The following is a 25137-nucleotide window of genomic DNA, read 5'->3' on the forward strand; positions in this document are numbered from 1 at the left end:
AGTGGCCGGGGCGATAAAAAGTCGGGCTAGGCGAGTGCTTTCGCGTAGACGACCACGCTCGGGGTCGCCCCCGTGAACAGGTCCGCCTCTTTGGTGCTCACGCGTTCGAACCCGCGCGCCTCGTAGAACTGCCTCCCTACGTCGTTCTCCTCGAACACTTCGAGGCGCAGCTTCGTCATGCCGCGGTCGGTGAGCGTCGATTCGATGCGGGAGAGCAATTTCGTCCCGACGCCGTCGCCCCAGTGGTCGGGGTGGACGTAAATCGCGTAGAGTTCGCCCTCGCCCATCTCGTCGCTCGGCCCACCAGAGGCAAAGCCGACTACTTCGTCTCCCTCAGCAACGTAGTAGGCCGTCTCCTCGTTCGAAATGTAGCCTTCGAGTTTCTCCGCGTCGTACCACGCCGCGAGCATGGCGTCGACCTCGTCTTGCCCGACGATGTCCACGTACGCGGCCTCGTAGGCCGCGCGGCCAATCCGCTGGATGGCGGGTACGTCTGCCGATTTCACGGGTCGAATCGTCACGTCGGAGGACATAGGCTGTGTGACACGAGCCGACACCAAAAGCCTACGGGCGAAGCGCAATCGTTACGCACTCGGCCCGATATGCAGGAGACATGACCGAGCCCGGAGACCTCGTCGCCCGCGTCCGTGACGGGGAGATTCGACTCCACGAACTCGAACAGCACGCCGACGCGGACACCGCGGCCGCCGCCCGCCGCCAGTACGTAGAAGACGAGACTGGGGCTTCGCTCGCCGCGGTCGGCGACTACGGCTTCGACGCCGAGGACGCGAAATCCGCCATCGAGAACATGGTCGGAGCGATTCAGATTCCTCTCGGCGTCGCCGGCCCCGTCCCCATCCACGGCGGCGCGGCAGACGGCACGTTCTACCTCCCATTAGCCACCACCGAAGGCGCGCTGCTCGCGAGCGTCAATCGCGGGCTTTCTGCCATCCGGACAGCGGGCGGTTCGACCGCTCGCGTCATCAAGTCGAAGATGACCCGCGCCCCCGTGTTTCGCGTCCAGGATGTGGCCGAATCTGTCGAAGTCGTCGAGTGGGTGCGGGCGAACGAAGGGAAACTGAAGGCCGCGGCTGAGGAGACGACGAGCCACGGCGAACTCGTAGACGTCACGCCGTACGTCGTCGGGGACAACGTCTTCCTGCGCTTTGGCTACGACACGAAGGACGCGATGGGGATGAACATGGCCACCATCGCCACTGAGGCTGCCTGCGTCCTCGTCGAAGAAGAGACGCCCGCCTCGCTGGTCGCGCTCTCTGGCAACATGTGTACGGACAAGAAACCGGCCGCCATCAACGCCATCGAGGGGCGGGGGCGAACCGTCGTCGCGGACGTGCGCATCCCCCGCGAACTGGTCGAAGAGCGATTCAAGACCACGCCCGAGGCCATCGCAGAGGTCAACACCCGCAAAAACCTCGTCGGGAGCGCGAAAGCCGGCAGCCTCGGCTTCAACGCTCACGCTGCGAACACGGTGGCCGCGATGTTCCTCGCGACGGGCCAGGACGCAGCACAGGTGGTCGAAGGCTCGAACGCAATCGTCACCGCAGAGGCCCGCGAGGACGAACTGTACGCGAGCATCAGCCTCGCCAGCCTCGAAGTCGGCACCGTCGGCGGCGGGACGAAACTCCCGACGCAGGCGGAGGGCCTCGACATTCTCGGTCTCCGCGGCGGGGGCGACCCACCAGGCGCGAACGCCGACGCACTGGCGGAAGTAATCGCGACTGGTGCCCTCGCTGGCGAACTCTCGCTTCTGTCTGCTCTGGCCTCGAGACACCTGTCTTCGGCACATGCCGAGTTGGGTCGCTGACCAGTTTCACTTTCACTCCGCTTACGGCTCCTGTTTATTGTACCTCTCTCGAAATTGAAAAAATAGCGCCCGTCGGCGAGCACCGGCGGGCGTTCCCACTCGAGGTACAACCATGTCCGACCACACCTGTTCCGACCAGCCGGCGGCATCGCGCGCCTACCGCTTACTGCGTCTCGTGAAGATTCTACTCACGATTATCGCCACCATCGTCACCATCTGGCAGACGATAGGACAGCTATAGCACTCGATAGACGCCCCGACTCTCGCTCACGTCGCCCGCCTGAACGAGTCGCGAAAGCGCCGTCTCGACGTAGCCCCGTGAGACGCCTCGCTGCTCGGCGAATTCGACGACGTCCGCCTCTGTCGGCGCGTCGAGTTCCGCGAGCGCCGCGAGCACGATGTCCTTTTTGCTCATCGACTCACGGGTCGCCGTCGCCTGTTCGCCCGCTTCCGTAATCGCCGTCGCGTCGAGGCCGGAGCCTTCGAGGTACTCCTCGTCAGAGACCATCGCCTCGTCCGTGTACGTCTCCATCTCGGCGAAGGTGTCCACGTTGGCGAAGGCCTCTGCCTCTCCCTGTCGATTCGCGAGCATCTGCGCGCGGTGCTGGCGGGCTTCGTTCGGGTCGTCGGTGGTGATGAACTTCTTCAACTTCTTGTACTGCAGGCGCTTGCCACAGCTCGGACAGTTCGTCGTCTTCGGGCGTCCCTCGACGACTTTCAGCGCGCCACAGTTGCTACAGCCGACGACCGCATACATACGCTTCACCACTCGCCCAGGGCAATTGAATCCACCGCCCGGGCCACGCTTTTGCCCGTCGGAATCGTCTCTCAGCCTATGGAGTCCGTGTCACTCTCCGACAGCGAAATCGTCGAAGCCGTCGATGGCGTCCACCTCGCACAGATGGCTGCAGGCGAGAAGATGAGCATCCAGCACTTCCACATCGAACCCGGCGCGTCCGTCCCGGAACACAGCCACCCCCACGAACAGACGGGCTACGTCACGAAGGGCACGCTCACCTTCCTCGTCGGCGGCGAGGAACGCTCGATTTCAGCCGGCGAGTCCTACGTGATTCCCGGTGACGAACCCCACGGCGCGGAGAATCGCGGCGACGTGCCGGTGGACGGCGTGGATATTTTCAGCCCGCCGCGGCTGGACGTGCCGTGGCTGGAGGGGTGAGATACCGCGAAGCGACTGTTCACTCCTATTCCTTGCCGTCGACTGTCGCCCTCGACTTCGACGCAGCCAGAGCACTGAATCGGACGTACCGTCCCGTACGTCGAAACCGAGGGCTCGCTACGCGTGAAAAATAGAGAGAAAATCGAAGGTCTATCGGCTTACGCCAGGTTCTCTATCTCTTCGACGATGACGTCGGCGAACTCGCTGGTCGCGAGTTTCTTGCCACCTTCGATCTGGCGGTGCAGGTCGTAGGTGACGCGGCCCGTAGAGACGGCCTCTTCGACGGCGTCGCGGACGAGCTGTGCGGCGTCCTTCCAGCCCATGTAGTCGAGCATCAGTCGGCCCGAGAGGATGAGCGCGGTCGGGTTGACCTTGTCCATGCCGGCGTACTTTGGTGCGGAGCCGTGGACTGGCTCTGCGAGACAGAGTTTGTCACCGAAGTTCGCACCGGGGGCGATGCCGAGACCGCCAATCTGTGCGCCGGCGGAGTCGGACATGTAGTCGCCGTTCAGGTTCATCGTCGCGACGACGTCGTACTCGTCGGTCCGGGTCAGAATCTGCTGGAGCATGTTGTCTGCGATGCGGTCCTTCACGACGATTTTGTCCGCTGGGCGCTCGCCGTCGTACTCTTCCCAGAGTTCGTCCTCGGTGATGGTGACGTCGCCGAACTCCTCTGCTGCGAGTTCGTAGCCCCAGTCACGGAAGGCACCCTCGGTGAACTTCATGATGTTGCCCTTGTGGACGAGGGTGACCGAGTCGCGGTCGTTCTCGATGGCGTACTCGATTGCCTCGCGGACGAGGCGCTTGGTCCCGAATTCGGTGATTGGCTTGATGCCAATGCCGACGGGGCCGTCGTGGATGATGCCCTCTTTGCCCATCTCGTTCTCGACGAAGTCCTTTACCTGCTGGACCTCGTCGGTGCCCGCCTCCCACTCGATGCCCGCGTAGACGTCCTCCGTGTTCTCACGGAAGGTGACCATGTCCATCTTCTCTGGGTGCTTGACCGGCGACGGAACGCCCTCGATGTAGTAGGTCGGGCGCACGTTCGCGTAGAGGTCGAGCTTCTTGCGGAGCGCGACGTTCAGCGAGCGGAAGCCAGCGCCGACGGGCGTCGTGAGTGGGCCCTTGATGGCGACACGGAATTCCTTGATTGCCTCGACGGTGTCGTCAGGAAGGTTTTCGTCGTACTTCTCGCGAGCACTCTCGCCTGCGTAGACCCGCATCCAGTTGATTTCGCGCCCGGTTGCGTTCGCGGCTGCCTGCAGCACCTTCTGTGCTGCTGGTCCGACGTCGGTCCCAATCCCGTCGCCGTGAATAATCGGGATGATGGGGTTGTCGGGTACCTTGAGTTTGCCGTCCTCGACGGTGATTTTCGCACCGTCTTCCGGAACGTCGACCTTCTCGTAGCTCATAACACTGTAGGCTCAGGTTACCACAGTAAAAGGCCTGCTGTTTGCGGTCCGCGGCGAAAAAGCGAGCGAGGGCGTGGTCAAATCCCCGGTGCGTTTATCAGAATTGGTGGGGCTGCGGTTCGAACCGCGCCAGTCGCCGGACCGATACCACCAAATGGCGCGCCCCACCTGAGAGAACCAATGCACGTCATCGTCCACGGCGGCGCGGGAAGCGCCCCCGACGAACCCGAACTTCGCCAGCAGGTCCTCGACGAAGCGGCAGACGCGGGCGCAGCGACCACCGACCCCGTTTCCGCAGTCGTCGCGGCCATCAACGTCCTCGAATCGTCGTCCCGGTTCAACGCGGGCGTTGGCGGCGCGGTGCAGTCAGACGGCGTCGTCCGCACCGACGCGGGCATCATGACCGACGAGTACGAGGCGGGAGCGGCCGCCGCGATGCCCGGCGTCGAACACGCCGTGGACGTGGCGCGGGTGGTCATGGCAGAGACGCCCCACGTTCTCGTTTCGGGTGTTCACGCGGTAGACCTCGCCGATGCCTTCGACATCGAGACGGACGTGGACCTCTGGACGGAGAACTCGCGGAAAAGGTGGGATACACTCGAAGCCGTCCCCGAACACACGGACCTGCGCGGGCAACTCGACTGGATAACCGACAAATTCGGAGAAGGTAGCGGTGCTGAAATCGAGCCGAACCAATGGGACCACGACACCGTGGGCGCAGTCGCCGTCCACGAGGGCCGCGTCGCCACGGCCACCTCGACCGGAGGCCGCTGGCTCGCGCTCGCCGGTCGCGTGGGGGACGTTCCGCAAATCGGGAGTGGGTTCTACGTGACGCCCGCTGGCGGCGCGAGTGCTACCGGGGCGGGCGAAGACATCGCGAAAGTCACGCTTACCCGGCGAGCAGTTCAATTGCTCGAAGCGGGACACGAGCCACAGGAGGCGGCGAACTCGGCAATCGACGAACTCGCAGAAGCGACCGCGAGCGAAGCCGGAATCATCGTCCTCGACGCGGACGGCAACGCCGGGAGCGCGTTCAACACCGAGGCGATGCAGGTGAGCCGGGCGAGCAAATAGTCGGTTCAATTCGGAGAAATGTGCTCGACAACGGCGCTTGCTTTCAGCTGAAACTCCGCTGACTGAGACGTTCGACGAACGACGAGAACTATTTTTATTATCGACGAATTCCATACGTTCTTCAATGGCTCAGTTGACCATTGAACGAGGGGAACAGCGGACAGCGTGCCCAGACTGTGGGGGCGCGCTGCTCAACGTGCAGGGGTTGTTGACGTGCCACGACTGTTCGTGGGTCGAGGAACAGTAGTCGCAAACCCTTTGCATCATTCCGGCCAAGTGCCGGTATGAGCGACATCGACCTTTCTTCTGAGAAATACGAGAAACACCGCGAGGCAGGTAAGATTCTGGCCCAGGTGCGAGACGAGACGGCGGACAAAGTCGACGTCGGCGTCGGCCACCTCGAAGTCGCCGAGTACGCGGAGGACCGTATCCGCGAACTGGGCGGGAAGCCGGCGTTCCCCGTCAACATCAGCATCGACGAGGAAGCCGCCCACGCGACGCCGAAAATCGACGACGAGTCGGTGTTCGGCGAGGAGATGATCAACCTCGACATCGGCGTCCACGTCGATGGCTGGCTCGCGGACACCGCGATTACCGTGGACCTGTCCGGGCACACCGAACTCAAGGAAGCTCCGGAGCAGGCGCTCGAAGCCGCGCTCGACCTCGTCGAGCCCGGGGTCTCGACGGGCGAAATCGGGGCTGAAATCGAGGACGTCATCAAGAGCTACGGGTTCAATCCCGTAGTGAACCTCACGGGTCACGGCCTCGACCACTGGGAGCAACACACCCAGCCAACCATCCCGAACCGCGCCGTCTCGACGGGCGTCGAACTACAGGTCGGTGACGTGGTCGCCATCGAACCGTTCGCAACCGATGGCAGCGGGAAGGTTCACGAAGGAAGTAAAGAACAAATTTTCTCACTCGAACACGAGCGCCCGATTCGCAACCGCCAGGCTCGCGACGCGCTCGAACAGATAACGACCGAGTTCAAGACCCTGCCCTTCGCGACGCGGTGGCTCGACACCGACCGCGCCGAGATGGCGCTGCGCCGCCTGAAGCGCAACGGCATCGTCCACGGCTACCCGGTGTTGAAGGAAGCAGACGGCTATCTCGTCAGTCAGAAGGAACACACGGTCATCGTCACGGAAGATGGGTGCGAGATTACCACTGCGTAATCTCGCCCGGATGGAGGAATGAGGGGGGAAGGCCGCGATATCTGCGGGGGAGGCCGTGTTACGCGTTGTTCATCCGCAGACTCGTCTCGTGCCCGCAGTTCAGACACGTGCTCACGCGGTAGGGCTCGCGTGAGAACTTCGCGTTTTCCGGTTTGTCGCTCTCGGTGAGGAGCTTCAGCGCGACTTTGTGGGGAGTTGCGCGACCGCACGCGTCGCAATCTTCGGTCATGTCACCGGGGGTTCGGTTCTGGGTTGACATCGTAGTTCGTACTGTGCTCGGAGGGAGCATAAAAACCCCAATCTGTTGCACGTCGTTTCAGACGGTTTTTCGCCATACGGGGGTCGAATTGGGTGAACGAACGTTTCTAAGCGTTGTAGAGCGTTCACAACCCAATCTAAGCGTGTTTTGGGGGTGATTAAAGAACCTATGGTCGTAATAGTTTTATAGGGGTTGCTTGCGTGTGCAGGTGACACCCAACAACCGCCGTACGGGCGCTGTCTGCCGTAGATTTAACCGTTTTCGCGGAGCACCCTGCGATATGGACCAGCTCTTCGCTCCGTGGCGAATCGAGTGGATCAAACGCCCGGACAAAAACGAGGACGTGGATGGGTGTGTCTTCTGTGACCTCCCGACCCGGGGGAACGCCCGGGAGAATCTGGTCGTCGCGACCACCGACCACTCGTTCGTCCTGCTCAACAACTACCCCTACAATCCGGGTCACGTGATGGTCATTCCGCGAAAACACACTGGCGACTACGGCGACCTCACCGACGACGAACTACTCGACCACGCCCGACTCAAACAGCGTACCTTCGAGGCACTGGAGGTGGCGATGGGCGGGGTCCAGGGATTCAACGCCGGGCTCAACCTTGGCCCCGCCGCTGGTGGGTCAATCGGCGACCACCTCCACACCCACGTCGTCCCCCGGTGGGGTGGCGACACCAACTTCATGCCCATCGTGAGCGACACCAAGGTCATCGTCGAGGCCCTGGACGAAACCTACGACCACCTCCACGACGCCTTCGCCGAACAGGACGGAACCCGGGTCAAGCGGGAGAACGGCCCGGTCGTCATCGAGTAACACGCCACGCAAACGGCGAAGCCACTTTACGCTCCCATCGCCAAACTCGACTCCATGTCCCGCACCGCCGCCGTCCGCCGGGTTGGCCTCGTCGTTCTCGGGGTGAACCTGCTTCTCGTGGTCGCGAAAGCGGCGGTGTGGTACGTCACTGGGTCGCTCGCCGTCGGCTCTGAAGCGGTAAACAGCCTCGCGGATGCCGTCTACTCGGCGGTCGTCCTCGGTGGGCTCTATCTCACGACCCAGCCTCCTGACTTCGAACACCCCCACGGCCACGAGCGCATCGAGCCGTTCGTCTCGCTCGTCATCGCCATCGGCATCTTCGTCGCGGGGGTGCTCATCCTCGCGCGGTCGATTACGACCGTCGCCGCCGGGACCACGAGTCCCCCCGCCGGCCCAGCGGCAATCGCCGTCCTTTCGGGGGCGGCGGTCATCAAATTCGGGCTGTATCGCTACTGCATGGACGTGGGGTCGAAGTACAACTCGCCCGCGGTCACGGCGACGGCGCTCGACAACCGCAACGACATCCTCACCGCGAGCGCTGCACTCGCCGGGGTCATCGGGGCGTCGCTTGGGTACCCGCTGCTCGACCCGCTCGCGGCCGGGCTCGTCTCATTCGGCATCCTCTACACGGGCGTCGAAATCGTCCGTGACAACGTGGCCTACCTCGTCGGCGCGGCCCCGCCTGAGGAGTTACGCATCGAAATCCTCCGGCGCGCGCTCGCCCACCCGCAGGTGTCGGGGGCCCACGACGTCGTCGCCCACTACGTCGGGCCGGAAATCGACGTGAGTCTCCACATCGAGGTCGAAGGTGACCTGACGCTGATGGAGGCACACGACATCGAGACGGCTGTCGTCAATTCGATTCGCGACATCGCACAGGTGGACGACGTGTTCGTCCACATCGACCCGAAGGAACTCGGCGAGTGGAAAGAAGACGACGAGACGAACCGCTTGCTCAGGCGCTTCGACGGCGGAAAATCCTGAATTAATCGGTGCTTACAGCGGCTTCCCGAAGGCGTAGACGGTCTGGTGACCCGTGACTTCGACGTCCACGAAGTCGCCGGGTTCGATGCCGTGTTCGGTGGCGTTCTGGACGATGATTTGCCGGTACGCCGGGTCGCGACACTTCACGGAATCGCCTGTCCCCTCTTCGACGACGAGACAGTCGCGCTGGACCGTGCCGACCATCGCCTCGTAGGCCTCGCCGACGATTTCGTGTTTCGCGGTAGACATCTCCTTCGAGCGTTCCTTCTTCAGGGTTCCACCAAGGCCCTTTAGCTTCGCAGCGTCCGTGCCGGGGCGCTTCGAGAAGCGGGTGATGTTCACCTTCTCGGGGCGCGTCTCGCGCAGGAGCGCCATGCTCATCTGGTGGTCTGCGTCCGTCTCCGTCGGGAACCCGACGATGAAGTCGGTCGAGAGGGTCCAGTAGTCGAGATACTCGTCGAACGTCTCGACGACTTCGACGTACTCTTCGACCTGGTGCTGGCGGCGCATGTCGCCGAGCACGTCGTTCGACCCACTCTGGACGGGGGCGTGGAGGAAGTTGTAGAGCTTGTCGTGCTTTTCGAACACCTCGGCGAGTTCTTCCTGAATGCCGTGGACGCCCTTCGGGTTCGCCATCCCGACACGGACGCGGAAGTCGCCCTCAATCTGGCAGATTTCGTCGAGCAGCGTGTGCAGTTGGCGTTCGCCCTTGTCCCAGCCGTAGACACCTGTGTCCTGGCCGGTGATTCGAATCTCCTTCGCCCCTGCGTGGACGAGCGCGCGGGCCTTGCGGACGTTCTCTTCGACGGAGGGAGAGTCGATTTTGCCCGTCGCGAACTTCGTGATACAGTACGAGCAGTTGCTCATGCAGCCACGGGCGATAGGCAGGATGCCGATGACGCCATCGAGAATCGGTTTCGAGTCGGGCGTCGGCGTCGGACACTCGCCGTTCAAGACGGCCGTTGGAACCTCGTCCCAGTGGAGAATCTGTGCTTCGATGCCGGCGTTTTGGAACTCTTCGCCCTGTGCGAGCGCCATACAGCCCGTGACGATGAGGTCTGCGGTCGTAGACTGGAGTTCCTCCGCCCGCCGAATCATGTTGCGTTCGGTCTTCTCGACGACCGTACAGGTGTTGAGAATCGCGACGTCGGCGTCCTCGGGGCCGTCTGCGCGATAGTGTCCCCCGTCGCGGAGCGCCTGCTCGATGAGGCGGCTCTCGCCCTGATTGGAGGTACACCCGTACGTCTCGATGTGATAGCGGGCCATTCGCTTGCGGACGCTAACGCCCGGGCAGGCAAAAGCGCGACGGATTCGACGGGACGCTCAGACCCGTTCGACGATGGTGGCGATTCCCTGTCCGAAGCCGATACACATCGTACAGAGGCCGTACCGTCCATCTGTCCGCTCCAGTTCGTGAACCAGTTTCGTGATGAGCGCCGCACCAGTCGCGCCGAGCGGGTGGCCGTGGGCGATTGCGCCGCCATTGACGTTCGTCTTGTTCCAGTCTGCACCCGTCTCCTCGAGCCACGCGAGTGCGACGGAGGCGAACGCCTCGTTGACCTCGAACAGGTCGATGTCGTCGATTTCCATGTCCGCCGTTTCGAGAACCTCCTCCGTCGCCGGAATCGGGCCGGTGAGCATGGTGATGGGATCTACGCCCACGACCGTGGATTCGACGATTCGCGCCATTGGCTCCCAGCCGTGTTCTTCGGCGGCTTCCTCGCTCGCGAGCAAGAGCGCACTCGACCCGTCGACGATACCTGAGGAATTCCCGGCGTGAAGCACGCCATTGCCCTCTTCGCGGAAGGAAAGGGGCAGACCACCGAGTGTCTCCTGGTCGGTTCCGGGTCGAGGATGTTCGTCCGTTTCGAGGGTGACCGGCTCCCCGTCGACTTCCGTCTCGACGGGCACGAGTTGGGAGTCGAACCGGCCTTTCTCGTTCGCCTGCCCCCAGCGCTGTTGGGAGGAGACGGCGAGACGGTCTACGTCCTCGCGGGAGAAGCCCCACTGCGCTGCGATACGCTCGGCGCCCTCGCCCTGCGTCGTCAATTCGTCGAAGTGCTGGAAGTAGGTGTCCGTGACCGACTGCCCGTCGCTCCCGAGCGGGACGCGAGTCATGTGTTCGACGCCACCCGCGACGAGCACGTCGTGCATCCCGGACATGATGTTCGCGGCGGCGAAGTTCACGGCCTGCTGGCCGGAGCCACACATGCGGTTCAACTGGACGCCGGGGACGCCGTCACCCCACCCCGCCACCATCGGCGCGAGGCGACCGATGTTCAGTCCCTGTTCGTCGACCGGGGTGACACAGCCGTAGATGACGTCCTCGATTAGTGTCGGGTCGAAGTCGTTGCGCGATTCGAGGGCTTCGAGGGGTTTCGCCGCGAGGTCCTGCGGATGGAGGTCCTTGAGCGACCCGCCGCGCTTGCCGAACGGTGTGCGAACTCCATCGACGATGACAGCGTCTTGCATAGACGTGTCTACGAGCTAATACCTGCAAAACGGTTCGGCCGGAGTGGCCCGGGGTTACATTACTCGCCGCTCCCAGTCATCGGATTCGATTTGCGTAATGCTGAGCAGAAAACATATATTCTGATGTTGACATTCTCAATTAATGCGTTTCTCAATTTCGAGACGTTCGGTGCTGGCCACTTTTGGAGCTGTCTCCGTCACTGGATGCGTTTCTCTCGACTCACTTTCCTCCTGTTCGGAGGGGACAGACAGCATCCGCGTGCAGAACATCTACGATTACGATACGTACAGCGGTCCAGCCAACCCCATTGAATTTGATACCCTCACCGAGGAAGAACAACGAATCGCCCGCACCACCGTCAATGAGGGCGAATACGAGGTGTGCCACTCCAGTTCTGACGCGATGCAACGCCTCATCGACAGAGCGTACGAGCACGTAGAACAGCAGGAGGACGATTCTAGTGTCTATTTCCACTACAACGAACTCTACGAAATCGGCATCTACGTGCTCGATGAGAAGATACCGTGAGAGTCGCCGTCGGTGACGATTACTCTTGTACTGCGAGGAACGATTCCATGATTGCCACACCAGAAGACGCGCCGATGCGCTCTGCGCCCGCTTCAATCATCGCCTTCGCCTCGTCCCAGTTGCCGACGCCGCCGCTCGCCTTGACGGGGAGGTACTCGGCCATCAGTTCGACGTCAGGGACCGTCGCGCCGCCGTCTGCGAACCCGGTCGAGGTTTTCACGTAGGCCGCGTCCGCCTCTTTCGCCAACTCGCAGGCTTTGTGTTTCTCCTCGTCTGAGAGCAGAGCCGTCTCGATGATGACCTTCACGGGGAGGGGGACGGCGGCGACGACTTCCGCGATGTCGTGGCGGACGGCGTCGTACTCGCCGGCCTTCAGTCGGCCGATGTTGATGACCATGTCAATCTCGTCTGCGCCTGCGTTCCAGGCGTCCTCGGCTTCGTCGCGTTTGGCGGTGGTCGTGTTCTGGCCGTGGGGGAACCCGACGACGGTGGCGAGCGTGAGGTCGGGGGCGTATTCGCTCGCTTCGTCGATGTAGCACGGCGGGATACAGACGTTCATGCCGTACTTCTGTGCGTCGTCGAGGACGGTTCGCACGTCGTCGAAGGTGGTCTCCGGCCCGAGGACCGTGTGGTCGATCATCGAGGCGAGACGGGCTGCGTTCATAACACACCACAATATCTGCCGGAGTAAAAAACGCCCCATCGACTTTTCCGCTCCGGGAGCCAAGTATGTGACATGAACGCGCCTGACACACTTCACGGGGAAGTGACGGAGACGGCCACCGCCATCGCGGAGATGGAAATCCGCGGGGCGGCCACCATCGCGGGCGCTGCTGCCCGCGCGCTCGGGGCACAGGCCGCGGCGAGCACTGCGAGTTCGCCCGAGGAGTTCCGCTCGGAGATGCGCGTCGCTGCCCGCGTCCTCCACGACACCCGACCGACGGCGGTCAGCCTTCCCAACGCCCTCCGGTACGTCCTGAACGACCTTCACGGCGACACGGTCGAAGACCTGCGAGCGACGGTGGACCGCCGCGTTACCGCCTTCCTCGACCAGCTAGCCCACGCCCAGGACGAACTCGGGCGCTTCGGCGGCAACCGCCTCCGGGACGGCGACACCATCATGACCCACTGCCACTCCACTGACGTGGTGGCCTGTGTCAGCGCCGCCGTCGAGGAGGGAAAAGATCTCACTGCATACGTACGCGAGACCCGACCCCGCAACCAGGGCCACATCACGGCCCACGAACTCGCCGAACTCGGCGTGGACGTGACGCTCATCGTGGACAACGCGGCACGCCATTACCTGAACGAGGTGGACCACGTCCTCGTCGGTGCAGACAGCATCGCCGCCGACGGGTCGGTCATCAACAAAATTGGCACCAGTGGCCTCGCCGTAAACGCCCGCGACATGGGCACACAGGTGATGGTTGCCGCCCAGACCATCAAACTCCACCCGGCGACGATGACGGGGCACACCGTCGAAATCGAGGAGCGCGACGCCACGGAGGTCATCTCCGAGGCCGACCGCGCCGAAATCGGGACCATCCGCGTCGAGAACCCGGCGTTCGACGTAACCCCACCGCGATACGTTGACGCCATCGTAACCGAACGCGGCCAGTTCCCGCCCGAGAGCATCGTCATCCTCATGCGCGAACTGTTCGGCGAGCGCGTGACGAACCCGTGGGAATCGCCCTGAGAGACCGCAACGGGTTTACTCTTCCCGGCCGCGATTTTCGCTATGGTACTTCCGGACGGCTTTTCGATTCCACCGCTCCCCGTACTCGTGGTTCTCTTCGTCGCCCTTCTCGCCGTCGCGGGCGCGCTCTACCGACGAAAACCGCCGGTCACGCGGAAGGTCGTCGTCGCGTTCGCCCCGTGGATGGTCGTGGGGTCGAGTCTCTACGTCCTCTACCAGATAGAGGGCCTCCCGCAGGCGATTGCACCGTTTTTCAGTTCTCCGACCGTCTACGGTTCGACGTTCGTCATCGCCGGGGCTATCTGGGCGCTCGTGGCGGGGCGACCTGCAGACGAGTGGTCGCTGCGTGCTGCACCCGGCCTCCTCGCCGCAACTGGACTCCTCGGCGTCGTCCTCGTCGCGGGCGCGACCCTCGCCATCGGCAGTTCATCAGGACTCATGCTGTTCTGGCCGGCAGTGGGTCTCGTCGTCTCCGTCGTCCTCGCGACGCTTGTCTGGGCCGGCGTGCGCGTCGGTCTTCCCGACATCACGAAGACGACGGGAAGCGCGGGCGCACTCGTCGTCTTCGCCCACACGCTCGACGGGGTTTCGACCGCCGTCGGCATCGACGCACTCAACTTCGGCGAGCAGACGCCACTGTCGCGGGCCATCATCGAGTTCGCCGCCGCGTTACCAACCGCCGAGGTGCTCGGAACCGTTTGGTTGTTCGTCCTCGTGAAAATCGCCCTCGCGACCGTCGTCGTCACCTTCCTCGCCGAATCGGTGCGCGACCGACCCCGTGAGGGTTACCTCCTGCTCGCGCTGGTCGCCGCCGTGGGCCTCGGTCCCGGCGCGCACAACCTGTTGCTGTTCACCGTCCTCGGGTGAGCAGACTTTTTTGTGACGGCCCCCGAACTGAGGCTGGAAATGCCTCGCGTCATCTGTGCCGGTCACGTAAACTGGGACCTGACATTGCGCGTAGACCGCCTCCCCGAACCCGACGGCGAGGCCCTCATCGAGTCCCAACGCAGGGCCGGCGGCGGCAGCGCGGCGAACACGGCTGTCGCGCTCACCGGGCTCGGCACCGACGTGGGCCTCATCGGCAGCGTCGGCACCGACGAGAACGGGCGTGACGCACGCGAGGAACTCACCAACGCAGGCCTCGACCTCTCACACTTGCTTACTGTGGCGGGCGAAACCGCGGTCAAGTACCTCATCGTGGACCCGACGGGCGAGGTGATGGTGCTCGGAAACAAGGGGGCGAACGAAGCCGTCACACCCGACGACGTAGACCCCGAGTACGTCCGAAGCGCCGACCACATCCACCTCACGAGCCAGCGCCCCGACACGGCCGCCCACATCGCCCAACTCGCCGCCGAGGCAGGCATCCCGGTCAGTTTCGACCCCGGTCGCCGCGTGGTCGACCGCGACTTCTCGGCCACGCTCCCGCACGTTGATTACCTCCTGCTCAACCGATACGAAGCCGAGCAAGCCGAGGACAAGTTCGACCTCGACACCCCAGACCGCGTCGTCGTCACCAAGTTCGGTGCGGGCGGGGCACAACTCATCACGGACGGTAAACTCGCCTCTCACGCCGGGTTCGACGTCGAAACCACCGATTCGACCGGGGCGGGTGATGCGTTCGCTGCGGGGTTCATCCACGCACAACTTGCGGGTAAACTACTTCCTGCGTCACTCGAATTCGCTGCGGCGTGTGGCGCACTCGCCAGCCAACAGTCCGGGGCGCGCACCTCGCTCTCTCCAGCGCGCGTCCGAGCGTTCCTCGCCGACCACGAGGCGTGAATCCGCCGTATTTTTGCCGTCGCCTCGTGAACTGCGACTATGGCAAAACAGCCCCACCTCCTCGTCTCCGAAGGCGACGTCCACGACATCGCGCTCATCCCCGGCGACCCGGGCCGCGTAGACCGCATCGCGAGCCAGTGTGAGAACGTCGAACTCGTCGCCGAGAACCGCGAGTACAAGGTCGTAAACGCCGAGTTCGAGGGCCGAGAACTCACCATCTGCTCGACAGGGATTGGCTGTCCATCCGCCGCCATTGCCGTCGAGGAACTCTCTCGCGTCGGCGTCGAGACGTTCATCCGCGTCGGCACTACCGGCGCACTCCAGCGCGGCATCGAAATCGGCGACATGATTGTCGCGACCGGGGCGGCGAAAAACGAGGGCACCTCCAAACGCTACGAGGACGTCGAATTCCCCGCCGTCCCCGACTTCGACGTGCTCTCGGAACTCGTGAACGCCGCCGAGGCAAACGACGAAGACGTTCACGTCGGCCCAATCGCCTCCGACGACGCGTTCTACGCGGAAACCGACGAGTTCGTCGAGGCGTGGGAAGCCGCGAACCTCCTCTCCGTCGAGATGGAAGCTGCGGCCGTATTCACGCTTGCCCGTCGCAAGGGCCTTCGCGCCGGCGCAATCTGCACCGTCGACGGCAACCTCGTCGAGGGCACCCAGAAGGGCGAAACCGAGGGTGAGGAACTCCCCGACAAGGCGAAGAACAACGTCGAGCGCGCTATCCGCATCGCGCTCACGGCGACCACCTCCCTGTAAGGAAACGCCTTTCTCACTCACTTTCGAACGTGCGGCCATGCGCTCTCAGGTGCGCCGCCGCCTCTCCACCTACTACGCTCGCCTCCAGCGCCTCGAACGCCGCCAGATGCGCGACCTCAGGCGCTGGATGGAGGGCACCCGAAACCTAATTCATCTGACGGTTATCATTCTCGTCCCGCTGCTCATCGCTCTCGTCACCGCCATCTCGAACTCGGTCGCCCAACTCTCCTTCCTGCTGTTTCCGCCACTCGCCGCCGGGACCTACACCCTCTTTGCCGACCCCGAAGGCAAGTATTCGAAACCCGGGAAGTTCGTCGCCGGACTCACCATCGGCGCGCTCTGTGGCTGGGTCGCCCTCGAGATCGCGGTACTCGGCTTTCTCGAAATGCCGCCGACCGGGCGCTCCGTCAGCGCGACGAGCGCCGCCATCGGCATCTTCCTCACTGGCGTCGCGACGTGGGTGTTCGACATCGAGGAACCCTCCGCGTTTTCAACCGCCCTACTCGCGCTGGTCACCGGCTCCACACAGCTCGATTACGTCATCTCCGTCGCCCTCTCGAGTTCGCTCGTCGCGCTCGTGTTCGTCTTCTGGAAAGAGCAGTTCTACCACCGCCGCGCCCGCTATCTCTACCAATCGACGAAGGGTGACGACCACGTCCTCGTCCCGATGCGCGGAGAGGCACAGGTCGCCACCGCGATGTTCGGAGCCCGCCTCGCCGCCGCCCACGACGCCGGAAAGGTGGTGTTGCTCGATATCGTGGACGACGCAGCCCTCGCCGAGGCGGAAGCCCAACTCGTCGACGAACGCGACGTGACCGCGCTCACAGAGGAGGCAGACGAGGAATCCATCGCAGAACAGGCCGAGACGAAAGCCGCTTCCGAGGCCGCGACGCGCCTCGAAGCCCGCGCCAATCGTCTCAAGACGAAAGTCGGCGTGCCCGTCGAAGTCGTGGTCGCGGTGGACGGCAACACCCCCGCCCAGACGGTCATCCAGACCGCTCGGTCCACCAACTGCGACCTCATCGTCTCGCCGTACGAAGAACGTCACGGGGCGCTCTCGCCGTTCATCCGGACCCTGTTTCGCAGCGAGGTGGACGTGGCGGTTCACCGTTCGAGCGGTGGGCGGTCGCGCTGGCGACGCATTCTCGTTCCCATCCGCAGCCCGAGCGACGTGGGCCACGCCATGATCGACTTCGCGCTGCGGCTCACCGGGCGGACGGGACGGGTGAGCGTGGCCCACTGCATCACCGCCCGCGAGCAGCGCCGGGAGGCTGAGAATATGCTCGCTGACCTCGTCGACGCCTTCGAGGGGAATCTGGAGACGCGCGTCTCGCGGTCGAAGATAGAGGATTTCCTCACGGCGAACGCCAGTCAGTACGACCTCGTCTTCCTCGGGGCGAGCACCGACCGGTCTGCGGCCTCACGGCTCATCTCCCCGCCGACGTTCGAGCGGATTCAGGACCTCGACTGCGACGTGGCCATCGTCGATCGGGGTAAACACCCGCTCCCGACGTTCGATTAGACGTTATTGTTCTTTTCGTCTACGTCGAGGATGCGGTCTGCGAACGCCTCCATGCCCCGCTGACCGAGGGCGGACTGGACGAGCAGGTGGCCGCCGATGACCGCCGGACTGATGACGGTGTCCGCACCGGCGCGTTTCAGTTTCTGGATGTTCTCGCGTTCGGTGGCGGCGGCGACGATGTTGATGTCGGGATTCAACTGCCGCGCGGTGAGAATCGAGAGGGCGTCCTCCGCGTCGGAGTTGGTCGCCGCGACCACCGCCTTCGCGCGGTCGATGCCGACGCGTTCGAGGACGGGTTCGTCGGAAGGTTCACCGGTCAACACCTTGTAGCCCCGGTCTGAGAGGTCTGTGGTGTGTTCCTTGTCCGGGACGACGACCACGAACTCGGAGGTCGTCTGCAGTTCTTCTAAAATCGGTTCGGTCAGTTCGCCGTAGCCGAGGACGACGACGTGGTTTTCGAGGGTTGCGAGTTGTGATTCGCTCATGATACCAAGTGCTCGTGAGAAGCGCGCTTCGATGGCGGGGCCGAGGACGGACCCGAGGGCGATTGCGAAACTGGCGGTGCCGATGACGATGACCGTCATGCCGAACAGACGGGCGACGGGCGTCGCGGGGGAGGCGTCACCGTAGCCGACCGTGCTCGCGGTTACCAGGGTGAAGTAGAAGGCATCGACGAGGTTGTTGATGCCGGTGAACTGCTCGCGCAGGGCGAACGTCCCGACGGTGCCGTAAATCTGCGCCCCGACGATGGCGGCGACCGCCCCGAGTTGGGTCGTCGAAAGCGAAATTTCCTGGGTGAATCGCTTTCGGTGAAGCCCGACGACGGGGAGTGCGAGCAACGAGAGCGCCACCAGCGGCAGCGACAGCGAGTTCGACTGGAGGAGGCCCTGTGCGGCAGTAAGCGGCAGCAGCACCATCGTCAATATCCACCCGGCTTCGAGCCCCCGCCTGAGGCCGAGCACGCCGACGAGCAGGAGGAATCCGGTCAGTGCGCCCGTGAACCCGGCCGTCTCCTGGACAGCGTCGGGGACGTAGGGACTGAGCGGTCCCGGCACGACCGTCGGCGTCGCGATGTTCGCCACGCCAGTCGCGAAGGAGAGCAACGCCACTGCCAGTGTCAACAGGATGGCGATGCGGGTGCTGAACCAGGCGCGCCTCCGTTCCATACACGTGTCTGGTTCCGTGATAGTATATAAACCTCCCACTTCCCATACTCGTTGGCGGCGGTACAACCACTCGTTACTCGCGGGTTCCGGTACTGGTAAAGTCCCTCCGTGTGTGGGTCAATTATGGTTCAGTCGTTTCCGATTCAGGTGCTTCTCGGCATCTATCTCGGACTTTTGACGGGGATAATCCCCGGCCTCATCGCGTTCACGCTGGGGTTCGTCTTCAAGTATTTTACCGGGGTGACGCTACCCGGGTTCGGTGTGGTGACCCTCGGAGTCGCCATCGCGGGCATCAACGGCGGCCTGCTCGGCCTCATCGACCCTACCATCGGGAGTTCGCCCACGCTCCTCGTCGCCGCCATCGTGGTGATGATGGTGACGCTTTACACCCACTCAATCGGCGACAAACTCGGCGCTGAATTCCCAAAGCGACTCTCACTCAAACGCCTTCGCGAGCAGAAACTCTCCCAGGACGTGTTGAACCGGGTCGGGGTTCGCGGCGAGATTCAGATAGACATCGTCGGCCCAGTCGGCGACATGGAGGGCTATCCGCCGCTCTCGACCGACCTGCGGACGGCGATTCAGGAGTCGAAACTCTCCTTTCCCCACGACCTCCCGCTCTCTGAACTCGAAGCGCGCATCGCAGACCGACTCAAGAACGACCACGACCTCGCCGACGTGGCGGTGACGGTCGATTCACAGGCGAAAGCGAGCGTCAACGCCGCCCCGCCGAGTGGCAGCCTCTCTCGGCGCGTCCCGAAGGGAACCCGGGCGGTATCGCTCGATGCCCTCGTTCCGACCGGCATCGTCCGTGGGGACGAGGTAGAACTCAGGACGACCGCCGGGACAGTCACGGGACCGGTCGTCTCCGCGCAGTCCACCGAAGGCGGTGAGCCGGCGAAACCGGCCGCCGAGGTCACCGACGGCGGCGAAGACGCCGCGACGCCCGCACCGGCCCCCCACGCGCCGACGACGACCGGCGGCGACGGACGAATCACCGTCGCAGTGGAGCGTGCAGCGGCGAAGCAACTCCTCGGCGTAGCGTCCGGGCGCGTCGTGACGAACGCCCGAGGGACGCGCAGAGAGTACGAACTCGTCTCGCTGTTGCGCCGGGCGGGCAAACGCTTCCAGAAAATCAGCGTCCGTGCGGCCGGCGAACTCGACGGCCACACCCTCGGCGACGTCGGGGTACGAACTAATTACGACGTGGCCGTCCTCGCCGTGAAACGTTCGACGAAGGCCGAGACGAACGGGTCTGCTCGCGGCTGGGTGTTCGCGCCGCGGGGTGAAACCATGCTCGCGGCCGGTGACGAACTGTTCGTCGTCGGGACGCGCGACGCGCTCGCGTCGTTCAAGGAGGTGGCGGCGTGACGCTCGTCGAAAATCTCCTTCAGTCGGTCCTTGCATCTGCGGTTTCGGTCGTCGGGATGGGACTGCTCGGCCTCGCCGGTGCGCTGGCGCTCGCGTTCGTCTACCGCTGGTACTCCCGCCAGAAGTCCCCGCGAAGCGTCGCCATCCTCGTTGGCCTCTCTGCGGTCTCGCTGTGGCTAAACACTGACTTCGCGCTCAAGCAGGTCATCACCGACGGTAACCTCGCTGACCTCCAGACGAACGCCATCGTCACCATCGCTTCGTTCATCGCCGGTGGCATCGGAGCCTCTATCGGCCATCAGATCGGCGACGACCTCGCGGTTCGATTCTTCGCCATCTCGGGAGTCAAGGACCTGAACCGCGAGATGAGCCAACTCGTTCAATCAGTTGGGCGGACGATTACGGTCACGCTCCCCGAGGAGATTCACGACATCGAGGGGTACGACCCGGCCGACGACGCGACCAAGGAGAAACTCTCGGGTATCTCGCTCGTGTTTCCGCGGAAACTCACCGTTGGCGAACTCAAGAGTCGCCTCGTCTCCCGGCTCAAAGAGGACTACAGCGTCGGCCACGTGGACATCGAACTGGACGAGAGCGGCACCGTCACCTTCCTCGCAATCGGGAGTCGGGCCGCCGGCCTCGGGCCGACGCTTCCCCCGGGAAAAGTCGCCCTCGCCATCCACGCAGACCCCGCCCACGGCGCGAGCGCGGGCGACCTCGTGCAAGTGTGGAAGCCGGGACCGGAACCCGAACTCGTGACCGCGGCGGAACTGCGCGCTCGCGTCGAAGACATCGTCACGCTCGTCGTCGATGCGGGCGACGCAGATCTCCTCTCTGCGGAGGAGCAGTACCGCCTCATCACGCTCCCCTCCGAACCGCTCCCCGACCGCGAGTTTGCCTCGCTGCTTCGGGCCGCGGACGAGACCATGGGGGCGATTGCCGTCCACGAGTCGAGTGCCCTCGTCGGCACGATGCTCGGCGACCTCGACTCGACCATCGTCGCCATCAAACCCCAGTCAGGCGGCGTGAGCGCGATTCCGTCGCGCAGCCACGTCCTCGAAGCGGGTGACACTATCTACGTCATCGCCCGCCCGGAGGAACTGCGGCGGCTCGAAGCCGTCACCGGCCCATCGAAACAGCAGACGCCGGCCGAGTGAATTCCGGCGAGGCTTTTTCTTCTCGCGGGAGAGACCCACAGACATGCAGTGGAAACTCTTCGCGAATCTCGCGGAAGCGGCTGGCGAGAAAGAGCCGCCAGTCGATGCACAACCGGGTGACACCCTCGGTGACGCGCTCTCCGCCCTCGTCTCTCAATACCCAGCGCTCCGGGACGAACTCTTAGACGAGGAGGGCAACCTCTACGACCACATCCGCGTCCTCAGAAACGGGCGCAGCCCATTCGTGAAAAACGACGGCCTCGATACCGTGTTAGAAGAAGGCGACGAACTCGCCCTGTTCCCCCCGGTCAGTGGCGGGTAGTCAGGTCGGCTTCGAGGACGAAGTCGGGTTCTTTGTGGATTTGCACCCGAGCGGCGGCCGCATCGCTCACGTAGCGAACCGTTTCGGGGACGAGGACGCGCGTGCGGTCTACCCCCTGCGCGGCAGCGTCGGCACTGAGCGCGGCGAACAGTGACCGCGCCGCATCGACGTCATCCCACGCACCGACGCCGTATTCGGCGTAGGTGTGGGTCTCTCCGTCGTCGTTGGTGTGCTCGTAGGTTCGATTCCGGTAGGCCATGGCGACCGTGCCCTCGTCTTGGACGGCGAAGACGGCATCCTCCTCGAGGGTTCTGAGTTTGCCGAGCGTGAGCTCCGAGAGGGCCCACGACTCGTTGAAATCGAGGCTGAGTCCGGCGAGGTGCGTGCGAGCAGCCGAGCGATTCCAGTAGCTCCACGCGGCTTCTGCGTCGTGGGTGACGGTCATGGTTGGCGTGGCGTCCGCGTCGGGTTCTGGTTTCACGAAGCGGAACTCGGTCGCCGGTTCGAAGCCGACGGCCCGCGACTGGCCAAGTCCACCCATATTCCACGAGTACACCATGTTGCGGGCGACGGTCGCGCCCCGCTCTGCGGCCCAGTCGAAGAACGCCTCGGAGAGCCGTCGGGCGATTCCCTGCCCGCGGAACGCCGGATTGACGCGCATCCCCTGCCCCCAGGCTTCGTGGTCAGAGAGCATGACCCCCTGCGTGAGGCCAGCGATGTCGGCGCCAGCATCGACGACGAACGTCCGTCGGGTGTCACTCTCTGCTTCGACCCAGCGCTCGATGACCCACGGGATGTGGTCGTCGACGCCGTGGTCGTCCCACGTTTCCTGTGTAAACGCGACGATTGGGTCGACGTCAGACTCGCGTATTGGTCTGACCGTCAGTTCCATGGGACCGACCGCTCGGTTATCTCGCCGGCGAGCGGCGTCTGCATCGTCCCGACGACGTCGTCGGTATTCGCGAGCGCCCACATCAGCTTGACCTTGGCCGTGCCGGGGAGCATGTCCTCGCCCTCGACGACGCCCGCGTCGAGCAGGTCGCGGCCGGTGTCGTACACCCGGTCGCAGACGCGCCCGGAGAGACACTGGCTGGTCATGACGACGACGGTTCCGTCCTCGACGAGGTCGCGGATGTGCGGAATCCAGTCGGTGTGGACGTGGCCGAGGCCGGTTCCCTCGATGACGACGCCCGCTTTCCCCTCCAGGACGTCGAGGAACGCCGGGTCCATCCCTGGGGTGAATTTGACTAGTTCCACGTCGGTTTCGATGTCCGGGGCGATGGCGAGGTCGCGCTCGCCGCGTTTCGTGTAGTCGCGTCGGAAGGTGAGTTCCTCCGTGTCGTAGTCGATTTCGCCGAGGGGCTTCGCCCCGATGGTCTGGAAGGCGTCGCGCCGGGAGGTGTGGTTCTTCCGGACGCGCGTGCCCTCGTGGAGCGCGCAGGTGGTGTCGCTCTCGGTGGCGTGCATGCAGACGAGCACCTCCGCGCAGTCGCTTTTCGCGGCTTCGACCGCACAAACAGCATTCATCACGTTGTCGGAGGACGGCCGGTCAGCAGAGCGCTGACTGCCGGTGAAGACGATGGGGACGGGCGTCTCTATCATGAAGGACATCGCGCTCGCGGTGAACTGCATCGTGTCGGTGCCGTGCATAACCACGACGCCGTCCGCGCCGTTCTCGATTTCCTCGTAGATGGCGTGGGCGAGGTCCTGCCAGACATCTGACGTCATGTTCTCAGAGAGGATGTTCGCGACGACGCGCCCGCGGTAGTTCGCCCGCCCGGCGAGGTCGGGAACTGCGCGAAGCACGTCTTCTGCGTCGAACTGAGCGGTTACCGCGCCGGTGCGGTAGTCCACCGTAGAGGCGATGGTGCCGCCGGTCGAGATGAGGGCGATGGTCGGGAGGTCCTCGTCGAATTCGACTTCCGACACCTCGCTCGTCTCGCCGGGCTCGATCTGATAGACGTCAGATTCGAGCACTTCGACCTCGGCGTTGTCGCGGGCGATACCGACGTTGTAGCCGCCGTCTAGCTTGACGACGAGCGTCTCCTGGGTGGTCGACGGCAGCAGCACACCTTCGTAGGTCTGCTCGCCGCGTTCGACGCGGACGCGGTCCCCTGGGTTCATACGCCTCGCTACCGCGTGACTGGACTTGAACCCTGCCATCTTTCTCCCACCAAACACCCATATTCGCCCGCCACGAACCACCAGTCATGGCAGAGCGTACAGAAGAACTCACGCGGACGCGCACGACGCGCGAATCGGCTGCGTCGGCCCCGGACACCACGAGTGAGGAATCGAGCGGCGGCCTCGTCTCTCGACTGCGTCCCCGCCGCCCGCGACTGTCGCGGCTCTTCGACCCGAAATTCTTCCTGCTCGCCCTCGTGGCGACGCTCGTCGGTCTGTTCGCCGGCGGATTTACGCCGCTTGGCCCGATTGGCAGCCTCGCGGGCCTCGGCGTCGCTGCGTTCCTCCTCGGCATGCTGGCCGACGAACGGCGTTACCTCGAGGTCGGGGCCGCGGGCGCACTCGCCTCCGGCGTGAGCGCGTTGCTCACCAATCTGTTTCTGTCGGCCGCCGGGTTTGGCGTCCCCATCGCACTTTTCGGCGCGAGCGCGGGACTCGGCATCGCAGTCGTCGGGTTCTACGTCGCCCGTGACCTGAAAAAGGGGTTCTCGAAGGAGCTTTAGCCGGCTATCTTCCAGACGTCGTTCTCGACGTACACTAGCCCGCGGTCTGCCATCTGATAGAGTGCGTCTTCGACAATTGGGTAGGGCGCTTCGACGACGGTGGCCACCTTCGCGGTGGTGTCTGCGCCGCCCGCCATCGCCCGCAAGATGTCGGTGAACAGCCGGGCGTTCGCGTCGCCAACGTACTCGGAGAGACGGTCCATCACCTCGGTGAGGCGGCCCTGCACCCACCGCTGGGCCATCGACAGCTCGCTTTCGAGCTGTTCTAAGTTGTTGAGTTCCGCGGCCACGTCCGCGAGCGAGGCCTCGCCGTTCGTGCTCGTCGTCTTCACGTTGAGCGTGAGGTGGCGACAGGTCGTCTTCATGTCGAGGCTCGAACTGGCGGGATAGGCACTCTTCGTGCCGAAACTGTACGGCGAGACGTTGACCTCGAGCCGGAGATTTCGCGCGATGTGGAAGTACTTCCGGCGCTGGTCGTCGGTTCGACTCTCGACGAGTCCCGCGTCTTCGAGTTTCCGGAGGTGGTCGATGACTGCCTTCGGGCTGACGCCGAGGTACTCACTAATCTCGGTGACGTAGCACGGCTTGCGTGCGAGCAATCGCAGGATGCGCCGGCGATTTTCGTTTCCGAGTAAGTCGAGTAAGGCAGCCGAATCCATTAGCTTCCCTTTAGCAGTCTGTGGGCAAAAGGATACCTCACTGGAAACGAGCGTCAATTGACGAGTTTACGTTGTAACCCGTCTCTTATCCATCCAGTATGAAACCACGGTACACGCCGTGTCACCCTACTGAGAAACGACGTGGCGTGTACCGAGAAGTGGCTCCGGCCCCCCATCGCAAAGTGGATACCCCACGCTCGACAACCTGTCGAGTCGCGTACCTGTGACCTGGTACGCAATACATAGAGACGGGCTGTCAGGGTAAGACTTTGTTTCACCC

General features: G+C 63.8%; 29 protein-coding genes. 18 read left to right on the plus strand and 11 right to left on the minus strand.

Annotation, left to right across the window (positions count from 1 at the left end; genetic code table 11):
- Window positions 1–26 precede the first annotated feature (26 nt).
- Window positions 27–533: a GNAT family N-acetyltransferase gene (locus P1M51_RS01910; protein ID WP_276246500.1), complete on the minus strand. Its 507-nt coding sequence runs from the start codon at window positions 531–533 to the stop codon at window positions 27–29.
- Between the two features lie 80 nt (window positions 534–613).
- Here P1M51_RS01910 and hmgA point away from each other — a divergent pair, with 80 nt between their 5' ends.
- Complete coding sequence (gene hmgA, locus P1M51_RS01915) at window positions 614–1825, plus strand: hydroxymethylglutaryl-CoA reductase (NADPH) (RefSeq protein WP_276246501.1); 1212 nt, start codon at window positions 614–616, stop codon at window positions 1823–1825.
- 112 nt (window positions 1826–1937) lie between these two features.
- Entirely contained in the window at window positions 1938–2066 is a 129-nt protein-coding gene (locus P1M51_RS01920; RefSeq protein WP_276246502.1) for a hypothetical protein, read from the plus strand.
- On the opposite strand, the gene P1M51_RS01925 is transcribed toward P1M51_RS01920, so the two are convergent.
- Window positions 2061–2582 (minus strand): DUF5817 domain-containing protein, encoded by a 522-nt coding sequence (locus P1M51_RS01925; RefSeq protein ID WP_276246503.1) that lies wholly within the window; start codon window positions 2580–2582, stop codon window positions 2061–2063. The two genes, P1M51_RS01920 and P1M51_RS01925, sit on opposite strands and share 6 nt — an antisense overlap.
- A 78-nt stretch (window positions 2583–2660) precedes the next feature.
- Between P1M51_RS01925 and P1M51_RS01930 the strand changes: the two genes are divergently transcribed.
- Complete coding sequence (locus P1M51_RS01930) at window positions 2661–3002, plus strand: cupin domain-containing protein (protein WP_276246504.1); 342 nt, start codon at window positions 2661–2663, stop codon at window positions 3000–3002.
- Window positions 3003–3160: 158 nt separating this feature from the next.
- Here the strand turns inward: P1M51_RS01930 and icd are convergent, their stop codons facing one another.
- Complete coding sequence (gene icd, locus P1M51_RS01935) at window positions 3161–4414, minus strand: isocitrate dehydrogenase (NADP(+)) (protein ID WP_276246505.1); 1254 nt, start codon at window positions 4412–4414, stop codon at window positions 3161–3163.
- A 180-nt stretch (window positions 4415–4594) separates the two neighbouring features.
- Between icd and P1M51_RS01940 the strand changes: the two genes are divergently transcribed.
- The 3 genes from P1M51_RS01940 (at window position 4595) to map (ending at window position 6663) form a co-directional block, all read left to right on the plus strand.
- Complete coding sequence (locus P1M51_RS01940) at window positions 4595–5488, plus strand: isoaspartyl peptidase/L-asparaginase (RefSeq protein ID WP_276246506.1); 894 nt, start codon at window positions 4595–4597, stop codon at window positions 5486–5488.
- A gap of 124 nt (window positions 5489–5612) precedes the next feature.
- Window positions 5613–5735 carry a hypothetical protein gene (locus P1M51_RS01945; RefSeq protein WP_276274804.1) on the plus strand — a complete coding sequence of 41 codons (123 nt, stop codon included), beginning with the start codon at window positions 5613–5615 and terminating at the stop codon, window positions 5733–5735.
- 37 nt (window positions 5736–5772) lie between these two features.
- Complete coding sequence (gene map, locus P1M51_RS01950) at window positions 5773–6663, plus strand: type II methionyl aminopeptidase (protein WP_276246507.1); 891 nt, start codon at window positions 5773–5775, stop codon at window positions 6661–6663.
- A 58-nt stretch (window positions 6664–6721) separates the two neighbouring features.
- On the opposite strand, the gene P1M51_RS01955 is transcribed toward map, so the two are convergent.
- Window positions 6722–6922, minus strand: coding sequence for a hypothetical protein (locus P1M51_RS01955; protein WP_276246508.1), 201 nt, complete (start codon window positions 6920–6922; stop codon window positions 6722–6724).
- Window positions 6923–7202: 280 nt separating this feature from the next.
- Here P1M51_RS01955 and P1M51_RS01960 point away from each other — a divergent pair, with 280 nt between their 5' ends.
- Window positions 7203–7745, plus strand: coding sequence for an HIT domain-containing protein (locus P1M51_RS01960; RefSeq protein WP_276246509.1), 543 nt, complete (start codon window positions 7203–7205; stop codon window positions 7743–7745).
- Between the two features lie 54 nt (window positions 7746–7799).
- On the plus strand, window positions 7800–8729 hold the full coding sequence (locus tag P1M51_RS01965) for a cation diffusion facilitator family transporter (protein ID WP_276246510.1): 930 nt from the start codon (window positions 7800–7802) through the stop codon (window positions 8727–8729).
- A gap of 12 nt (window positions 8730–8741) precedes the next feature.
- Here the strand turns inward: P1M51_RS01965 and P1M51_RS01970 are convergent, their stop codons facing one another.
- Together P1M51_RS01970 and P1M51_RS01975 are read right to left on the minus strand one after the other, a co-directional pair.
- On the minus strand, window positions 8742–9995 hold the full coding sequence (locus P1M51_RS01970) for a tRNA (N(6)-L-threonylcarbamoyladenosine(37)-C(2))-methylthiotransferase (protein WP_276246511.1): 1254 nt from the start codon (window positions 9993–9995) through the stop codon (window positions 8742–8744).
- Between the two features lie 57 nt (window positions 9996–10052).
- Window positions 10053–11201, minus strand: coding sequence for a thiolase family protein (locus P1M51_RS01975; RefSeq protein WP_276246512.1), 1149 nt, complete (start codon window positions 11199–11201; stop codon window positions 10053–10055).
- Between the two features lie 259 nt (window positions 11202–11460).
- On the opposite strand from P1M51_RS01975, the gene P1M51_RS01980 reads away from it, so the two are divergent.
- Window positions 11461–11730, plus strand: coding sequence for a hypothetical protein (locus P1M51_RS01980; RefSeq protein ID WP_276246513.1), 270 nt, complete (start codon window positions 11461–11463; stop codon window positions 11728–11730).
- Window positions 11731–11749: 19 nt separating this feature from the next.
- Here the strand turns inward: P1M51_RS01980 and deoC are convergent, their stop codons facing one another.
- The gene (gene deoC, locus P1M51_RS01985) at window positions 11750–12394 is read right to left on the minus strand and encodes a deoxyribose-phosphate aldolase (RefSeq protein ID WP_276246514.1); all 645 of its coding nucleotides are present in this window, start codon (window positions 12392–12394) and stop codon (window positions 11750–11752) included.
- Window positions 12395–12466: 72 nt separating this feature from the next.
- Here deoC and P1M51_RS01990 point away from each other — a divergent pair, with 72 nt between their 5' ends.
- The 5 genes from P1M51_RS01990 to P1M51_RS02010 are packed head-to-tail and all read left to right on the plus strand — an operon-like array spanning window position 12467 to window position 17495.
- Window positions 12467–13426, plus strand: a complete 960-nt coding sequence (locus P1M51_RS01990; RefSeq protein ID WP_276246515.1) for a ribose 1,5-bisphosphate isomerase — start codon at window positions 12467–12469, stop codon at window positions 13424–13426.
- 42 nt (window positions 13427–13468) lie between these two features.
- Window positions 13469–14293 (plus strand): DUF63 family protein, encoded by an 825-nt coding sequence (locus P1M51_RS01995; protein ID WP_276246516.1) that lies wholly within the window; start codon window positions 13469–13471, stop codon window positions 14291–14293.
- Window positions 14294–14332: 39 nt separating this feature from the next.
- Window positions 14333–15208: a carbohydrate kinase family protein gene (locus P1M51_RS02000; protein ID WP_276246517.1), complete on the plus strand. Its 876-nt coding sequence runs from the start codon at window positions 14333–14335 to the stop codon at window positions 15206–15208.
- Window positions 15209–15247: 39 nt separating this feature from the next.
- On the plus strand, window positions 15248–15973 hold the full coding sequence (locus P1M51_RS02005; RefSeq protein WP_276246518.1) for a nucleoside phosphorylase: 726 nt from the start codon (window positions 15248–15250) through the stop codon (window positions 15971–15973).
- A gap of 37 nt (window positions 15974–16010) precedes the next feature.
- Window positions 16011–17495: an HPP family protein gene (locus P1M51_RS02010; RefSeq protein WP_276246519.1), complete on the plus strand. Its 1485-nt coding sequence runs from the start codon at window positions 16011–16013 to the stop codon at window positions 17493–17495.
- Here the strand turns inward: P1M51_RS02010 and P1M51_RS02015 are convergent.
- A complete protein-coding gene (locus P1M51_RS02015; RefSeq protein WP_276246520.1) occupies window positions 17492–18661 on the minus strand; it encodes an NAD-binding protein in 1170 nt (389 codons plus the stop codon). The two genes, P1M51_RS02010 and P1M51_RS02015, sit on opposite strands and share 4 nt — an antisense overlap.
- A gap of 123 nt (window positions 18662–18784) precedes the next feature.
- Here P1M51_RS02015 and P1M51_RS02020 point away from each other — a divergent pair, with 123 nt between their 5' ends.
- From P1M51_RS02020 to P1M51_RS02030, 3 genes are read left to right on the plus strand one after another with little or no spacing between them, the layout of a single operon-like run.
- On the plus strand, window positions 18785–20032 hold the full coding sequence (locus tag P1M51_RS02020) for a potassium channel family protein (RefSeq protein ID WP_276246521.1): 1248 nt from the start codon (window positions 18785–18787) through the stop codon (window positions 20030–20032).
- Window positions 20029–21189, plus strand: a complete 1161-nt coding sequence (locus P1M51_RS02025; protein ID WP_276246522.1) for a TrkA C-terminal domain-containing protein — start codon at window positions 20029–20031, stop codon at window positions 21187–21189. The genes P1M51_RS02020 and P1M51_RS02025 overlap by 4 nt, the downstream gene beginning before the upstream one ends.
- A gap of 43 nt (window positions 21190–21232) precedes the next feature.
- Window positions 21233–21511, plus strand: coding sequence for a ubiquitin-like small modifier protein 1 (locus P1M51_RS02030; protein ID WP_276246523.1), 279 nt, complete (start codon window positions 21233–21235; stop codon window positions 21509–21511).
- On the opposite strand, the gene P1M51_RS02035 is transcribed toward P1M51_RS02030, so the two are convergent.
- Both P1M51_RS02035 and gatD read right to left on the minus strand, forming a co-directional pair.
- Window positions 21498–22403 carry a GNAT family N-acetyltransferase gene (locus tag P1M51_RS02035; RefSeq protein ID WP_276246524.1) on the minus strand — a complete coding sequence of 302 codons (906 nt, stop codon included), beginning with the start codon at window positions 22401–22403 and terminating at the stop codon, window positions 21498–21500. The genes P1M51_RS02030 and P1M51_RS02035 overlap by 14 nt on opposite strands.
- Window positions 22394–23635: a Glu-tRNA(Gln) amidotransferase subunit GatD gene (gene gatD / locus P1M51_RS02040; RefSeq protein ID WP_276246525.1), complete on the minus strand. Its 1242-nt coding sequence runs from the start codon at window positions 23633–23635 to the stop codon at window positions 22394–22396. Before gatD ends, P1M51_RS02035 begins: the two co-directional genes overlap by 10 nt.
- An 86-nt stretch (window positions 23636–23721) precedes the next feature.
- Between gatD and P1M51_RS02045 the strand changes: the two genes are divergently transcribed.
- A complete protein-coding gene (locus tag P1M51_RS02045; RefSeq protein ID WP_276246526.1) occupies window positions 23722–24198 on the plus strand; it encodes a hypothetical protein in 477 nt (158 codons plus the stop codon).
- Here the strand turns inward: P1M51_RS02045 and P1M51_RS02050 are convergent.
- Entirely contained in the window at window positions 24195–24857 is a 663-nt protein-coding gene (locus P1M51_RS02050) for a metalloregulator ArsR/SmtB family transcription factor (RefSeq protein ID WP_276246527.1), read from the minus strand. The genes P1M51_RS02045 and P1M51_RS02050 overlap by 4 nt on opposite strands.
- Between the last annotated feature and the right edge of the window lie 280 nt (window positions 24858–25137).

The sequence above is a fragment of the Haladaptatus sp. QDMS2 genome (genome assembly GCF_029338295.1).
GTDB lineage: Archaea > Halobacteriota > Halobacteria > Halobacteriales > Halococcaceae > QDMS2.

What these genes read in the sequence shown, in the direction of transcription:
- P1M51_RS02000 (WP_276246517.1), top strand. Translation starts at nt 14,333, where the DNA reads ATGCCTCGCGTCATCTGTGCCGGTCACGTAAACTGGGACCTGACATTG.
- P1M51_RS02030 (WP_276246523.1), top strand. Translation starts at nt 21,233, where the DNA reads ATGCAGTGGAAACTCTTCGCGAATCTCGCGGAAGCGGCTGGCGAGAAA.
- P1M51_RS01925 (WP_276246503.1), bottom strand. Translation starts at nt 2,582, where the DNA reads ATGTATGCGGTCGTCGGCTGTAGCAACTGTGGCGCGCTGAAAGTCGTC.
- gatD (WP_276246525.1), bottom strand. Translation starts at nt 23,635, where the DNA reads ATGAACCCAGGGGACCGCGTCCGCGTCGAACGCGGCGAGCAGACCTAC.
- P1M51_RS01975 (WP_276246512.1), bottom strand. Translation starts at nt 11,201, where the DNA reads ATGCAAGACGCTGTCATCGTCGATGGAGTTCGCACACCGTTCGGCAAG.
- P1M51_RS01960 (WP_276246509.1), top strand. Translation starts at nt 7,203, where the DNA reads ATGGACCAGCTCTTCGCTCCGTGGCGAATCGAGTGGATCAAACGCCCG.
- P1M51_RS02005 (WP_276246518.1), top strand. Translation starts at nt 15,248, where the DNA reads ATGGCAAAACAGCCCCACCTCCTCGTCTCCGAAGGCGACGTCCACGAC.
- P1M51_RS01990 (WP_276246515.1), top strand. Translation starts at nt 12,467, where the DNA reads ATGAACGCGCCTGACACACTTCACGGGGAAGTGACGGAGACGGCCACC.
- P1M51_RS02010 (WP_276246519.1), top strand. Translation starts at nt 16,011, where the DNA reads ATGCGCTCTCAGGTGCGCCGCCGCCTCTCCACCTACTACGCTCGCCTC.
- P1M51_RS01995 (WP_276246516.1), top strand. Translation starts at nt 13,469, where the DNA reads ATGGTACTTCCGGACGGCTTTTCGATTCCACCGCTCCCCGTACTCGTG.
- icd (WP_276246505.1), bottom strand. Translation starts at nt 4,414, where the DNA reads ATGAGCTACGAGAAGGTCGACGTTCCGGAAGACGGTGCGAAAATCACC.
- P1M51_RS01955 (WP_276246508.1), bottom strand. Translation starts at nt 6,922, where the DNA reads ATGTCAACCCAGAACCGAACCCCCGGTGACATGACCGAAGATTGCGAC.
- P1M51_RS01940 (WP_276246506.1), top strand. Translation starts at nt 4,595, where the DNA reads ATGCACGTCATCGTCCACGGCGGCGCGGGAAGCGCCCCCGACGAACCC.
- P1M51_RS01970 (WP_276246511.1), bottom strand. Translation starts at nt 9,995, where the DNA reads ATGGCCCGCTATCACATCGAGACGTACGGGTGTACCTCCAATCAGGGC.
- P1M51_RS02015 (WP_276246520.1), bottom strand. Translation starts at nt 18,661, where the DNA reads ATGGAACGGAGGCGCGCCTGGTTCAGCACCCGCATCGCCATCCTGTTG.
- P1M51_RS01910 (WP_276246500.1), bottom strand. Translation starts at nt 533, where the DNA reads ATGTCCTCCGACGTGACGATTCGACCCGTGAAATCGGCAGACGTACCC.
- hmgA (WP_276246501.1), top strand. Translation starts at nt 614, where the DNA reads ATGACCGAGCCCGGAGACCTCGTCGCCCGCGTCCGTGACGGGGAGATT.
- P1M51_RS02020 (WP_276246521.1), top strand. Translation starts at nt 18,785, where the DNA reads ATGGTTCAGTCGTTTCCGATTCAGGTGCTTCTCGGCATCTATCTCGGA.
- P1M51_RS02035 (WP_276246524.1), bottom strand. Translation starts at nt 22,403, where the DNA reads ATGGAACTGACGGTCAGACCAATACGCGAGTCTGACGTCGACCCAATC.
- P1M51_RS01920 (WP_276246502.1), top strand. Translation starts at nt 1,938, where the DNA reads ATGTCCGACCACACCTGTTCCGACCAGCCGGCGGCATCGCGCGCCTAC.
- map (WP_276246507.1), top strand. Translation starts at nt 5,773, where the DNA reads ATGAGCGACATCGACCTTTCTTCTGAGAAATACGAGAAACACCGCGAG.
- P1M51_RS01930 (WP_276246504.1), top strand. Translation starts at nt 2,661, where the DNA reads ATGGAGTCCGTGTCACTCTCCGACAGCGAAATCGTCGAAGCCGTCGAT.
- deoC (WP_276246514.1), bottom strand. Translation starts at nt 12,394, where the DNA reads ATGAACGCAGCCCGTCTCGCCTCGATGATCGACCACACGGTCCTCGGG.
- P1M51_RS01965 (WP_276246510.1), top strand. Translation starts at nt 7,800, where the DNA reads ATGTCCCGCACCGCCGCCGTCCGCCGGGTTGGCCTCGTCGTTCTCGGG.
- P1M51_RS02045 (WP_276246526.1), top strand. Translation starts at nt 23,722, where the DNA reads ATGGCAGAGCGTACAGAAGAACTCACGCGGACGCGCACGACGCGCGAA.
- P1M51_RS01945 (WP_276274804.1), top strand. Translation starts at nt 5,613, where the DNA reads ATGGCTCAGTTGACCATTGAACGAGGGGAACAGCGGACAGCGTGCCCA.
- P1M51_RS02050 (WP_276246527.1), bottom strand. Translation starts at nt 24,857, where the DNA reads ATGGATTCGGCTGCCTTACTCGACTTACTCGGAAACGAAAATCGCCGG.